This is a genomic window from Limnospira sp., assembly GCF_051859755.1.
Classification (GTDB): Bacteria; Cyanobacteriota; Cyanobacteriia; order Cyanobacteriales; family Microcoleaceae; genus Limnospira; species Limnospira fusiformis.
On the sequence record NZ_JBIMLI010000018.1, the window covers coordinates 37,445 to 51,044 of the forward strand.

The window sequence follows — 13,600 nt, forward strand, 5'->3', positions numbered from 1 at the left end:
TGGGGGTCAGCGGTCTTGTCACATTTACATCGATGGTTACAGTCCATTAAGAGGCGATTTAAATACTGCTGGTTAGCTTTATTCATTGGTGCGATCGCCACTCTCGCCGTGCTGCTGATTTGGCACAAACTCTACATCCGAGAGCAACGGCATTTTGCACAACTGGTGCAACAACAAGCCAACAGTATCCAGTCTATCCTCAATCGAGAGTTATCCAGCCACATTGTATCCCTAAATCGTATCGCCAAGCGTTGGGAACTCAGTAATGGCACTTCCCGAGAATTTTGGGAAGCTGATGTCAGCAACTATTTAGATGATACTCATGGCTATCAAGCCATACTCTGGGTAGATCCATCTTTTATCGTCCGTTGGATAGTTCCTTTAGAGGGAAACGAACAAGTCCAGGATATGGATTGGACACAAGAACCCCGTCGCCGAATTAGTTTAAGAGTAGCCAGAGACCTCAATCAGATTATCCTGAGTAAACATATTTCATTAGTTCAGGGTGGCGAGGGATTTCTAGTAATTATTCCTTTGTTTGTGAATGAGCGCCATGATGGGTTTATTGTGGGAGTCTTTGAATTTACATCTTTCTTTGATGGGATTTTGCCCATATCTCCCTTGTATACGATTCAAATATATGACCGTGGGGATTTAGTTTATAGCAATGGTGATTTCTCAGAATCTCCCTTTCAAAAAACCTCAATTGTCCGCGCCTATGGAGCCGATTGGACAGTCCAAATTTCTCCGCAACCTGCTTGGATTGAAGAGGAAAAATCTCCCCTTCCTACCCTGGTTTTATCAGCAGGTTTAATCATAGTTGGGACTATGGCACTCACCGTCTATTTAGGTCAATATGCTTGGCGTTATGCTGGCAAAACCCAAAAAATTAACCAGCAACTGCAAAATGAAATCATCCACAGACAGCAAATAGAAGCCATCCTCCTAGACTCCCAAAGACAATATCAAACCCTCATCGAAAATTCCCCGGATATTATTCAACGCTTTGATACCAGTTTTAAACATATTTATGTCAGTCCCATTTTAAGCCAATTAACCGAAATTCCTCTACAGACTTGGATTGGCAAAACTTGCCGGGATTTGCCATTTTCGGCAGCCATGGCTGAGAATTGGGAGGCGGCGGCGAATCGGTTATTAACAACTGGTGAAAAACAGATTATTGAATTTGAAGCTGAGACAGTTAATGGTTGGCGCTATTTTGAAATGGCGATCGTCCCAGAAATTAACCAAGGCAAAAATCTTACATCTATCCTTTGTATTTCCAGAGATGTAACTGACCGTAAACAAGCCGAAACCTCCCTAAAACTTAGTCAAGCCAAGTTTGAAGCATTGGTAACTAATATGCCGGGAATGGTCTATAGTTACTGTCCAAACAACTCCCAAAATCTGCCTGATTTTAAATTTGTGAGTCATCACTGCTTTGATATCTTTGAATTAGAAGCTAATACTATTCTGGCAGACATCAATTCTCTGATTAACTTAATCCACCCAGATGATTTACCGTCTTTGCGTGAATCAATGCAACAATCTTTGCAGGAATTTTTACCCTGGTATTGGCAAGGTCGGGTTATTACTAATTCGGGAAAAATGAAGTGGGTAGAATGTAATGCTCAACCCCAATCAACCCCAGAAGGTAATATTTGGCATGGCATTGTTTTTGATATTACTGCACGCAAAAAATATGAAGAAAATCTGCGGCGTTTCCAGGGTATTGTTGCCACGACTGCGGAAGCGATCGCCTTAATTAATCGGGATTATATTTACCAAATTGTTAATCAAACCTACGCCAATTTAACCGGAAAATCCGAGGATTTTATTATTGGCAATATCATCGAAAATGTATTAGGTAAACAGATTTTTAATGAAATAGTTAAGCCTCTATTTGATAGATGTCTAGCCGGAGAAATAGTCCGCTATGAAGCCTGGTTAAGTTTTCCGGGAGAACCCAGGTTTATCGGAGCCACCTATTCCCCGATTTTGCAACCTGATGGCACAGTAAATGAAGTGATTGTCACTGTCCGAGATTTAACCTCATTAAAACAGGCAGAAATTGCCATTCAACAACAATCTGAGAGACAGGATATCTTATCAAAAGTCACCAATAGAATCAGGCGATCGCTCCATGTTCAGGATATCCTTAATACCACCGTTGTCGAAGTCTCCAAATTTCTGGGAAATGACATAGTTTTAGTTTGCAAATTCCAGTTAAATTGGAGTTATGAAATCATCGCTCATTCTAGGGAACTATCTAGGGACTCTGACCTACTTTTTTGTGCAATAGATCCGGTCATGACTATCAAAATTGACCAAATAATTTTGGAAATTGCCCAATCTTGTCGCACCGGAAAAATTAATGCTTCTGTGGAAAGGTGGCAAAAATTTCAAGGACCGACTCATTTAATCTTCCCCATTTGGTTAGAAGCCGAGCAACTTTGGGGACTACTTATCGCTTATTTTTCCTCAGAAGATAACAACTATAAACCCGCAGAAATCGATATGCTGAAACAACTAACAGAACAGTTAGCGATCGCCATTCAACAAGGCGAACTATATCATCAGCTTCAGATAGCCCATGAGGAACTCGAGAAAGTCTACAATCTCGATTCTCTGACCGGAATCGCTAACCGCCGCCATTTTGATCATATTTTACAGCAGGAATGGTTACAACTGCAACGGGAAAAACAACCCCTATCAATAATCATGTGTGATATTGATTATTTTAAGTGTTATAATGACACTTATGGACACATTGCCGGGGATAAATGCCTGCAAAGGGTAGCTAATGCCATCAAAAATTCCCTGAAACGACCGAGGGATTTAGTCGCCCGTTATGGTGGCGAAGAATTTGTGATTTTATTACCCAACACACCCATAGAAGGTGGTCTAGAAATTAGCCAACAAATACAGGAAGCTGTGTTCAAGTTAAATATGCAGCCCGGCGCAATTCCTGCTAACTTCCAACGGGTGACTGTGAGTATGGGAATTGCCAGTAAAATTCCCAGCCACAAACAATCACCAACCCAACTTCTTTTTGATGCCGATCGCGCCCTTTACCAAGCCAAAAACAATGGCAGAAACCAATATGTGATCGCGAATTACCCAGAACACAATAGCCACTAACTATCTGCGTCTGTATCGTTGCTGAAATCGCTTAATCCCGGCTTTTTCCAAGTTTTTAACTAACTGTTGCAGTTGAGTTAAATTAGTGTTTCTGCGTCCATATCGCCAATGCACATAAGTTTGACAAACTTCTGATATCGCCTCAGCTTCATCAACAGAACATTGATTAGCGATCGCCTCTGCATACTCCACCGGAGTTTGGGCGGGATGTTTCGGATAACCCCGTTGGGCTAATAATGCCAACAGTTTTTGATATAGTCTTTCTTCCGGGGGTAATTTAGCCAAGCGTCGCCTCTCGCGCCAATTTTTCCATCCATCCCACAGCAACCAACTTAGGAACCCGACACCAGATAAAGTTATCGTCGCCGTAAACAAGCCAACCCACCCCCTAGTAAACAGATCGATAAACCAGCCGACAACCGTATCCAACGCCCCGAAAATAGTCGCCAATATCCTCTGTAAACTATTTGTTACCGGAGAAGGTAGCCATCCCGCCACCCAATTCCAAAAAGCCCTCAGCGCACTAAAAGTCTGATTTTCCTCAATAGAAGGCGGGATTAAATCCATCCCCGGAATGGGATTAAAAGCAAACCAACCATATTCAGGAAAATAAACCTCCGTCATCGCATGAGCATCAGTATTTTTAATCACATATAACCCCGTAAATGGGTTAAACTCACCCGGTTCAAAACCCGCCGTTAGTCGCGCCGGAATGCCAATAGAACGCAACATAATGGTTAACACCGTCGCAAAGTGATCTGGATAACCGCCTCTGATAATTTCTCCCTCTGGACTATCTTTATAGCCAAACAAAAACGCCTCCACCAAATCCTCATCAGGTCTCAAAAAAGGCGGGTCTTCTTGTAGTTTATAAACGGGGCTTTGTTTTAAGTATTGAGCTAAATAAAGGGCTATTTCATAGGGAGATGTTAAGGCTTGTTGCTCAGGGTTGGATTGATTCCGCGCCGCCAAAATCTCCTCGGTTCTTTGTCGCACCCTGTCCCGAATTTCATCAGGAACCTGCAAATAGTAATCACGAATAGCTTGTGTGTAGTCAGTGGAGGCTTGACCCAACTGGGTGCGGTTACGATAGGGGACTCTGGAAATCACCGTATAGGTTAATCCCTCCCGCAACATCAAAGGCGATCGCAAAGTTCCCTCTCGGTCGATCGCAATTTCCTCAGTCGGGAAATACAATTGTTTAGCCTGTTTTAAAGCCGGGATTAAATTAGGTAATTGAATCACCGCCGTATAACTTTGGATCACCTCCCTAGTTCTAGCCTGTGTCGGTGGCGGAAACAGATTAAACAGATAGGACCACCAAGTGCGTTGGACAGTTTCTACCTGGTCATTGCGGGAAATTTCCCATCCCTGACCCGTGTACTTATCAAAGCCGATCACCCGAAAAAATCCCCGTGCTTGCGATCGAACCCTCAGCACAACCTGCGGCCTTAAATTTCCCCTAAGATTCTGATTAATCCGAGTGTTAAAACCATAATATTGAACCTCATCTAAAACACCCGCCCCCGACTCCTGATTTTGTCCAATTCCCGACCCCGTGCCATCTCCAGAATCCCCCGTATAACCAGGGTTAAAAATTTGTCTGCCATCAAATTCCCCTCGTGGCATTTGAATAGGGGAACTCATCGGAAAGTTCCGCAGTTGATAGCCAGGAAACCGAGGGAGAAGGGCAAAAATCACCAATCCCAAAGCCACAATAGCCAGAAAGCTAACCCCCAAAAACTTGAAATTCAAGTTAGAAGGAATCCTCAATTTAGGAGAACTAGCCTCCGAGGGGTTCAACTTTTCCAATCCCAACCGGGAACGGTAATCTAAGATTAAAGTTGGCAACGAGAGCGCCAAAAACACCAAAATCACCGGCCCAAAAGTCAAAGTTTGGCTAAGAGTACCAGCCACCCCCATTAAAATCAAGCCAATGACCATCGAATAGCCCAGATCCTTGCGTCGGGGCAGATCAAAGCTATGGAGAACCTGCAAATTAATTAACAGTTGTGCCAAAACAATCCTGGTATCGATCAACTCCAGCACTAGACGACTGAAAAAAACCGCCATTGCTACCAACATACCAATAGCAATACAAAATTTAATTGGCACATTACGATGACGACGACGAAACCAACTCCAGGTCGCCCCCACCAAACTGACAGGGATCGCCCATAGATTTAGTGGCTCCTCGATCGCCACATCAGTAGCAATAATGCCCACAACCACCAATAACTGCACGAAAATGCGGAGCAGAAGTGAGTCCTCTGGCTCAGGTTGAGGTATTGCTTCGATCCGTCGCCACAATTGACTGAAGATAGGGATATCGGCTGTCATGGATTTGAAAATCTGCTAGTCACTCTCAGATTACTGTAACCCATATTTCTGAAAATCAGCTTCACCTATCAAAATTTAACTCATCATCCGAGGGTAAATGGCAAAACAGAGGGGATTTTGTTCGCAGTCATAAAACAACACATTGAGTCGATAGATATGATTAGGCTCTGGATCTACCAGCTCCATGGTCACATATCCAGCCTCGGTGCGTCTAGCCGTGATTTCGCCATGATTTCCCTTCAATTGCAGACATCCACCGGCAGGTAATTTAGCCAAAATCATTAAGCAATTGCCATAATCGCGGGTCTGATATTGGGCTTGTACTGTTAACAGCCCTAAGCTAGTTTGCCACTCCTGAAGCCCTACCGACTTATTCAAAAAACAAGTTATCGTCAGCGTATCGAGGATTTCTCGCGCCGCCAGTAGCAACAAAACCATTTGCTGTTGTTGATTAGCCGTCTCATAGGGGGGGAGTTGTAGCTTGTTCAATTCAGGATCGCGAACTTCCCCTAAAACCAGCCTACCTGCCCATTCATTAAGCAAATCAGAGGCTTGTGGGAAAAAACTTTCCACCGCTTCCACCAGTTTCGCGCCTTGTTGTAGGGTTGAATGCAAAACCTTCTGACACGGAGTCAGAAGATCAGCAAAAACCGTTTCTGGTAGAAAAGTAGACCATTTCAGGTTTTCCCTTTGAGCATTCCACCAAGAAGGATTGGGAACAGTCGGATCGCTAATCACGTCTGGGTAAATAGCATCAGCGCCGAGTTCAGTTTCCCAAGGGAATAGCGGTGGTTTTTCTTGGATCTCAATTCTTAACCTGTTTTTTAACAGGCTTTCAAATCTGTCTTTCACGGTTGGTATCTCTCCCAGTTTAATTGGTTCGTCGTTGGGGTAGAAAACGTCAATCTCTTCATAGTCCAGTAGATCGGCTTCTGACCACCCTGGTTCTTCGACCCTAGAACTATTTGCTAATTGATCTGCTGAGGTAGCAGGTTCACCAGCAGCAGAGGAAGCAGTCTCAAGGGGTTGTGATTCAGACCCCTCGAAAAACTGGCACTCGGAGAGTTGACGATCTGGATTTATTTCGTTATTCATCAGTAGATGCACTAGCTCCGGACACTGAACGATTTCTAAGATCCCAGGCTAATTCCAAAACTTTAAACCACCGCTTTTGTACTTGAGTCGCCTTGCAACCTAGATTTTCGGCGATCGCATGATCAGATAGCCCCTTTTGCTTTAACCTTAGCAAATCCTTTTGATCTTGGCTAAGTTGACTCTGGAAATCCTCCCACTGGTGGGGGAGTAAACCCAAATTGCGATCTAAATCCGCTTCTAACCACTGATGCACCAATTCCCAACGATGACTCAAAGCAAATCGCAACAAATGATATTTAAATCGCTGTTGAAGATAATCCCGTTGGCGAGGGGTTAGCCCCAAAATCGCCTCTATCTCTCGAGTTGGCAAATCTTGCATTCGCAAGGTGAAATAATCGGCACAGTCTTTTTGATTGTGTTCCTCAAGATATTCGATTAACTCTTCCACAACCGTTTGGCGTAGGGATTCTAGTTCTGGTTCGTTGGACTCAGCCACCATGGCGGCTCGCACCTCTTGTACAGATGAGTCGTTCCAGGTTTGATCAGAATCCTGTATCCCACCTTCTGCGGCTTGATCAAGATCCACAAACGCTTCTCTGGGTTGTTGTTGAGAAAATGTCTGCGATCGTAGAATGATTAATTGTTGACTACGACCTCGGGCGAGAGGAATACGCCGTTTTCCATATCGTTCCGTAAAGGCTAGATATTCCGCTAGTTCCAGTAATGTCTGGGGACGATAATCGGCCGGAATTTGGTTTTCCTTGCGGAAGGCATTTAGTGATTCAACATAAAACCCCTGTAAAAAGTCCCTAATCAGTTCCAATCTAGCGTGATAACTTGATTGAACCTGGCGCGGTGTGATATATCGATAGATAATGGCACTGAGAGTGCTGTGGAGTTCCAACGGTGCCTGCTTTGACCTGAGTTTATAATAGTGAAGACATTGTTGTAAGCGATGCTGTGCGAGTGTCATCGCCCAAGTCTCCACATCCCCCGAGGCTTGGATGCGCTGGCTTTCTGTACAGATCCGAATTGCTTCTTCTGTTAAGCGCCAAGCGATATCCTGACAGTTCTGCTCAGATGCCTGGGTGGCCTGTTTTAGCTCACCGGACAACCGTTGAAAAATTTTATGGCTCTGGCAGATTTCCCCCATGATGATAATTTTAGTAACAATGACCCTAACCTATGCTTTCCAGTAAAGCCTCTGAGTTTCCGGAGGGTTTCCCAACCGGGTTGTGTTTAGTTACGATCACAACACCGGCAATTTTCTAGTCGCCTACCTGATCAATTGGGGTTTTCTCGGTTATCATGTAGCGCGAAAATCAGCACTTACTCAAGTTTAACAATGGATTTCGACCAACAAATTCAAGCCTTGATTGAAAATGCCCCCCAGGATGGTTCTACTCCTGACATTATTAAGGCGATCGCTCCCGGTCTCAAATTACTGGCCGCTCAATTAGCACACCTACAGTATTTTATTTTGACCAGTCTTGACCAAAATTTGGTATTAACTACTCTCGGTAATGTGGATAATCCCGATCTACAAAAGCAAGTTATTTATGCTTTTTCTAGTTTAGATGATGCTTCCGTTCACTCTAGGATAGATCTTTCCACTTCTGTGGTCGCTGTCCCCGTTCCCGTTACCCACATTTTGTTTCAGGCGATCGCTATCCCCCAACTAGATAGTTTTATTTTCTTTGACCAGCCTGGTCATCTTGACGCTGCTACTGAGGTTAAACGCCAAGATGTACAGGATACTATCCAAGTTTACCTACAACAATATCAGTCTCTGCGTCGCTCTAAGTCTCGCCCTATCCCTCCAGATATTGCTTAAATCAGTCCCCTTACCCCCGTACCACTTTCTCCTTCCCTTGACCCTCAAAACTCCGTTTCTTAATGGTTTCTTAATTGTCAAAATCACAGGTATTTTATATAATTATAGTGACTGTTAATTAACCCCCAAAAATTTTCCCTAAATCAGCCCCTTGCATCTGCTATTTCCACCTAGGATTCGGGTGGGGTCAGGCAGCAATTTCCGTTCATCAAAACTGCTCACACGGTCAACTATTTCTCACCAAAATCTGGCAGCTTTGTATTATGAAAATTAATCAAGTAATATATCTAGGATTTAGTGCAATTTTTTTATTAGTCGGCATCAGTACCTTAGTGGAAGAGTGGCAACAAAGAACTCTAGATCAATCCTTTAAGTTGGTAGTTCATACCTACGAAGTTAAGCTGAATTTGCAGGATATTTACAAAAATTTGGTCGATGCAGAAAGCTCTCAAAGGGGATTCATTATTACCAAAGACCAAGGTTTTTTGGAACCCTATTATTCAGCTAATACAAAAATCGAGGGTAATTTAGACACTTTATCTCAATTGCTGCAAGGTAATTCCATACCAACCCAGAGATTAACCAATCTTCAAAACTTAACTAACCAAAAATTGGCGCTACTTGAACAAACCATAAATTCAGTTAGATCCGGAGAATCAGAACAATTTTTAGCCTGGGTTAATTCGGGAATTGGTAAGCAACTTATGGATAATATTCGCAGTGAAATTAATAGGATGATTGAGGAGGAACAAAATTTATTGATTGACCGAAATGAGCGTTATCAAGTATTCGAAAATTTAGCAATAATCATTAATTGGGGTAATTTTTTGCTGGTAATCACCATTGGCTCTATAACTAGCTTTATTGTGATTCGTGTGATTATGAATCCTATTCAACAAGTTACACAGGTTCTGGCTACCTCCTCAGCAGAAATTGCCGTGGCTACTGAACAACAGCAGAGACTAGCCAGCAGTCAAGCTGTTTCCATTAATCAAACTACTAATGCTATTCAACAAATTAGCGAAGGGGCTAAACAATCAGCGGAGGATGCTGATCACGCTTTAGGAAAGGCTCAACAGGTTTTAGACATCAGTGAACATGGCAATCAAGTAGTCCAACAAAACTTGGCAAGTATTGCTGAATTAACTAATAATGTCGAAAATATCTCAGAACAAATTGAGGTTTTGAGACAGCATACGGCGGAAATAAGCACTATATCGAATTTGGTATCTAGTTTAGCTAATCAGACAAATATATTGGCTCTGAATGCCTCTGTTGAAGCTGTGCGTGCGGGAGAAGCCGGTCGCGGATTTGGTTTGGTGGCGCTGGAGGTTCGTAAGTTATCAGACCAAAGCCGAAACTCAGCTAGGGAGATTGATAATTTGGTTGGTCTGATTCAAAATTCCCTGAAATCTACCATTGAAGCTGCACAAAAGGGAACAGAAAACGTTAAGGTGGGTATGAAAATGACGGAAAATACTGCTAATGTATTTGTAGAGGTGGCTGATGGCATTAAAAATGTGGTCGCGAGTAATCAAAAAATTGCTCAAATCTCTGAACAACAGGCGATCGCTATTCAGCAAATTGTCACAGCTACCAATGCTATTAATCATGCAGCAGTGGAAACCGCTAGTGGCATTCAACAAACCCAAGTCGGTACTCAAAACCTGAATCAGGCGGCCCATACTCTCCGGGTTTTGGTATAACCAAAGTCTCCCCAACTGGCAATTTTCACCATGGAAATTGATACCAAATCCCTGATGGGGGAGATGTCGCCACCCCCACCGAACCTAATAAATCAGTATATTCTACTCACCACATAGTCCCCTAATTCCACCAGAGCTTGACGAGACTCCGAAGGGGGTAACTGCTTGATATGTTCTACGGCGACTTGGGCGTGGTGGATGGCGAGTTCTCGGGATTTCTCAATCCCAGAACTTTCTTGAATTAAGGCGATCGCCTGTTCCAAGTCCCCATCTTGAGCAAATTCGCGATCGATCAGAGTTTCCAGAAAAGGCTTTTCTGCCAAAGCAAACAGCGTCGGGGCTGTCAGGTTTCCGCTTTTGAGATCCGAAGCAGCCGGTTTACCTAGAGATTCCGTCGAACCTGTAAAGTCTAAAATATCATCGACAATTTGAAACGCCAAGCCAATATTACGACCATATTTATACAAATCTTCTGCTAGTTCTGCTGACACTCCACTTAACAGACCAGCCGCCTTAGAGCTATTGGCGATTAAAGATGCTGTCTTGTAGTAACTCTTTTCGAGATAGGCTTCAATGGACAAGCTAGTGTCAAATCGATTTAGTCCCTGTTGAATTTCTCCCTCTGCCAGATCCATGATCACCTGTGACAGAAGTTTAACTACCTCTAAGTTATCCAGGTTGGCTAAATACCAGGAGGACTGGGCAAATAGGAAGTCTCCGGCTAAAACCGCCACCCGGTTATTAAACAAACTGTGAACTGTCGGGACACCCCGCCGCAGTTCTGATTCATCCACCACGTCATCATGAACCAAACTAGCAGTATGGATCATTTCTGTGATTTCAGCCAGACGGCGGTGCTTAGGTATGATTTCGTGATCGGGCATGGTTGCCCTAGATATTAGCAGCACGATCGCCGGACGCACCCGTTTTCCCTGTACGCTAAATAAATGCTCTGCTGCTGCATACAGGATCGGGTGACGAGCGCCCACCAGTTGTTTCAGGTTATCGGTTAGCAGTTTTAGGTCTGCTTCAACGGTCGAAAATAGAAGAGTGCGAGAGGTCATGGGTTTGCCAACTCAGGCTGGATGATTAACAAAATTTTACATATTATAGTTCGATTTTAAGCTAAGGCTATCATCTCACCAAACTGATACATTTACGCGACATTTATCCGGCTATTGCCTGACAATGCGACGATAGCACTATTACCCGTTAAGGTAACAGAGGCGGTATCCCGCAAAGCTTTTAGAAAGATTCCAAAAGCACCGTTCCAGTCCCTGGGTAGAGTGAACCCACACTCAGGACATCGGAACACTTTTGAGCCACCTAGCTGGGAATGCACATGACCACAGTGAGTACAGGTTTTGCTGGTGTATTCTTCCGTCACATCTACAACTGTGGTTCCAGTTATCTCGGCTTGATGTCTCAGGGTTAGTTTGAATCGATAATGCGCCCATGTCAGCATGGCGCGGGCAGTCTTAGACCTGATTAGACGCTTCACCTTGGCAACCATATCGGAAGTCTCGAAGGTGGGCAAAAAAATTAGGCTGTAGTTGTGAGTCAAGTAGTGAGCAATTTGTTTGTGGGCTTCATCAACTAGATTGCGGATTTTGGTTCTCATTCGTTGAGCCGCTTGCCTCATCCGTCGCCTTCTTGAACGACAGGGTTCCTTGGCGATTCGGCTCATCAAATCATCCAAATGTTGACATAGCCTAGTAATGCCTCCAATATCCCCGGAGCCCAATTCCAGAAACCGAGAGCCATCAAACCCAGTTATGAAAGTTCGCACACCCGGGTCTAATGCAATTACGCCAGTAGCTTCAGTTGGGGTAACGGCAACTGGTTCAGGGAAAATCGCCAACCATCGACCTTTGGTAAACACCAACTGAGTCCCTTGCCCGCAAGCTTTAGGGATGGGTTCGGAAACCATGAAAATTAATCCTTTCGTTAGTCTTGGATACCAACTCCCTGAAGAGAAATTAGCATCGTTAAACTTGATGGCTTGAGAACTAGCCCGACAGCTCCTAAACCTTGCGCCAGGACTGGCGCTCAAAGCCTGATAGGCATCAAAGATGGCATTTTGCCGAATGTGGCAGGGTGTTTCTTTGACCCATTCGGGTAAGTCACTCTGCATCACTTGATTGCGTAACTTTAACTTGCTTAGTCGTTTACCACTCCGGGATAATGCAATTGCTTGGTTATAGCAATACCGACAAGCAGCCAGCCATTTACGCCAGACTTGATTTAGCTCTGGGCTGGGGTAAATCCGGATCTTCTTTGACCTGAGTTTTGTATTTACTCCGTCGGTATAATCGGGAACTGAAGCAGTGGAAGAGGGCGAGGATGTCCTCAACCATTTCTGGTTCTGGACTGAGACTTGTCTGGTTGAGAACCATGAGTGAGCACCTGTTTTGCTCACAGAGCCATCGAAACAAGTCAAATCCCCATATTGCCAATCGGTCTTTGTGGGCAACGACAACCATGCGGACATCTCCTGACAAATGATGTCCCAGTAAGGCCAGCATTTTCTTTCCCTTGAAGTTGAGCCCGCCTCCGATTTCTGAGACGACTTCTGCTTCGGGGTAGAGGTTGGACAGTGCGGCCACCTGTCGGTTGAGGTCGGACTGCTGGGCGCGGCTACTAACTCTGGCATAGATAACGACTTTGCGTTTGTCACTGCCTGATTTGGCAGTATATGACTCAACGTTGTATCGTCGTTGCCCAGCGGGGGTTCTGATGGTCTCGATTGAGCCATTGTCGTCCCATCTGCGGAGTGTTCTTTCATGGACTCCAAGGATTTGGGCCGCTTCCTTGGGTTTGACATATCTGGCAATAGGTTTATCCTCAACTCTTCTCGCTTATTATACCATATTGCCCTAAAATATTAACCTAATTTGAGATTAAATCATGCTCTCCAAGCGTTTTGGTATTGCAACCAAGATTCGGGTATGCCCTACCCTATCTACCTTACAGCAAAAATATTTCTACAGCACTACGCTGACTAATTCATTCGCCGAGTTTTCGGTTACTGCCCTGTTTAAAGAGTTTTCGGTAGCTCTTGCTTGTTTATTTTCTCCTCAAAAGTGCTGCGCTATTTCAGCAGAATTTTCACGATGTGAGCGGTATTGCCACCTGGTTATGGTCGAAAGGGAAGTCACCTTCCCCAACTCCACTTCCAAACCGTGCTTGATAGTTTCCCATCACACGGCTCCTGATGTGGATACCCTATTTGTCAGTAGGAACAAGGTTACTACCCCTTGCTTTCGTACTTCAACTTTCAGAGCTATATGCTTGCGTTAGTCTTTAAACTCGCTTTCGCCATTAAACTCCTACTTATCGCGGTCTCTATATCCACACCGTGATTAGTGGGCATATCCTAACCATTACAGTTAGGCATTAGCTTTCAATCACATCCTTTCCCCTTAAAGGGTTAGGGGTCGAGAGTGAAGTCACCTTCACCCTCTCCCATTCAGAACCGTGCTTG

General features: G+C 44.2%; 9 protein-coding genes. 3 read left to right on the forward strand and 6 right to left on the reverse strand.

Annotated elements, in window-relative coordinates; translation table 11 throughout:
* Positions 1-15 precede the first annotated feature (15 nt).
* Entirely contained in the window at positions 16-3,141 is a 3,126-nt protein-coding gene (locus ACTIE0_RS05310) for a diguanylate cyclase (protein WP_006669686.1), read from the forward strand.
* Here ACTIE0_RS05310 and ACTIE0_RS05315 read toward each other — a convergent pair whose 3' ends face one another.
* The 3 genes from ACTIE0_RS05315 to hetZ form a co-directional block, all read right to left on the reverse strand.
* Complete coding sequence (locus ACTIE0_RS05315) at positions 3,142-5,481, reverse strand: transglutaminase TgpA family protein (RefSeq protein ID WP_006625843.1); 2,340 nt, start codon at positions 5,479-5,481, stop codon at positions 3,142-3,144.
* Between the two features lie 75 nt (positions 5,482-5,556).
* Complete coding sequence (locus ACTIE0_RS05320; RefSeq protein WP_006669685.1) at positions 5,557-6,576, reverse strand: hypothetical protein; 1,020 nt, start codon at positions 6,574-6,576, stop codon at positions 5,557-5,559.
* A complete protein-coding gene (gene hetZ / locus ACTIE0_RS05325; RefSeq protein WP_006625845.1) occupies positions 6,569-7,729 on the reverse strand; it encodes a heterocyst differentiation protein HetZ in 1,161 nt (386 codons plus the stop codon). Before hetZ ends, ACTIE0_RS05320 begins: the two co-directional genes overlap by 8 nt.
* 192 nt (positions 7,730-7,921) lie before the next feature.
* Between hetZ and ACTIE0_RS05330 the strand changes: the two genes are divergently transcribed.
* The gene (locus ACTIE0_RS05330; protein ID WP_006625846.1) at positions 7,922-8,410 is read left to right on the forward strand and encodes a hypothetical protein; all 489 of its coding nucleotides are present in this window, start codon (positions 7,922-7,924) and stop codon (positions 8,408-8,410) included.
* A 263-nt stretch (positions 8,411-8,673) separates the two neighbouring features.
* On the forward strand, positions 8,674-10,116 hold the full coding sequence (locus ACTIE0_RS05335) for a CHASE3 domain-containing protein (RefSeq protein ID WP_006669684.1): 1,443 nt from the start codon (positions 8,674-8,676) through the stop codon (positions 10,114-10,116).
* A gap of 92 nt (positions 10,117-10,208) precedes the next feature.
* Here ACTIE0_RS05335 and sds read toward each other — a convergent pair whose 3' ends face one another.
* From sds to ACTIE0_RS05350, 3 genes are all read right to left on the reverse strand, one after another.
* The gene (gene sds, locus ACTIE0_RS05340; protein WP_006625848.1) at positions 10,209-11,180 is read right to left on the reverse strand and encodes a solanesyl diphosphate synthase; all 972 of its coding nucleotides are present in this window, start codon (positions 11,178-11,180) and stop codon (positions 10,209-10,211) included.
* A 92-nt stretch (positions 11,181-11,272) separates the two neighbouring features.
* Positions 11,273-12,388: an RNA-guided endonuclease InsQ/TnpB family protein gene (locus ACTIE0_RS05345; RefSeq protein WP_439516854.1), complete on the reverse strand. Its 1,116-nt coding sequence runs from the start codon at positions 12,386-12,388 to the stop codon at positions 11,273-11,275.
* Positions 12,345-12,950 carry an IS607 family transposase gene (locus tag ACTIE0_RS05350; RefSeq protein ID WP_439516855.1) on the reverse strand — a complete coding sequence of 202 codons (606 nt, stop codon included), beginning with the start codon at positions 12,948-12,950 and terminating at the stop codon, positions 12,345-12,347. Before ACTIE0_RS05350 ends, ACTIE0_RS05345 begins: the two co-directional genes overlap by 44 nt.
* Between the last annotated feature and the right edge of the window lie 650 nt (positions 12,951-13,600).

Bases quoted from the DNA above. Each gene is read 5' to 3' on its own strand.
- ACTIE0_RS05315 (WP_006625843.1), bottom strand. From the start codon at position 5,481: ATGACAGCCGATATCCCTATCTTCAGTCAATTGTGGCGACGGATCGAA.
- ACTIE0_RS05320 (WP_006669685.1), bottom strand. From the start codon at position 6,576: ATGAATAACGAAATAAATCCAGATCGTCAACTCTCCGAGTGCCAGTTT.
- ACTIE0_RS05335 (WP_006669684.1), top strand. From the start codon at position 8,674: ATGAAAATTAATCAAGTAATATATCTAGGATTTAGTGCAATTTTTTTA.
- hetZ (WP_006625845.1), bottom strand. From the start codon at position 7,729: ATGGGGGAAATCTGCCAGAGCCATAAAATTTTTCAACGGTTGTCCGGT.
- ACTIE0_RS05330 (WP_006625846.1), top strand. From the start codon at position 7,922: ATGGATTTCGACCAACAAATTCAAGCCTTGATTGAAAATGCCCCCCAG.
- sds (WP_006625848.1), bottom strand. From the start codon at position 11,180: ATGACCTCTCGCACTCTTCTATTTTCGACCGTTGAAGCAGACCTAAAA.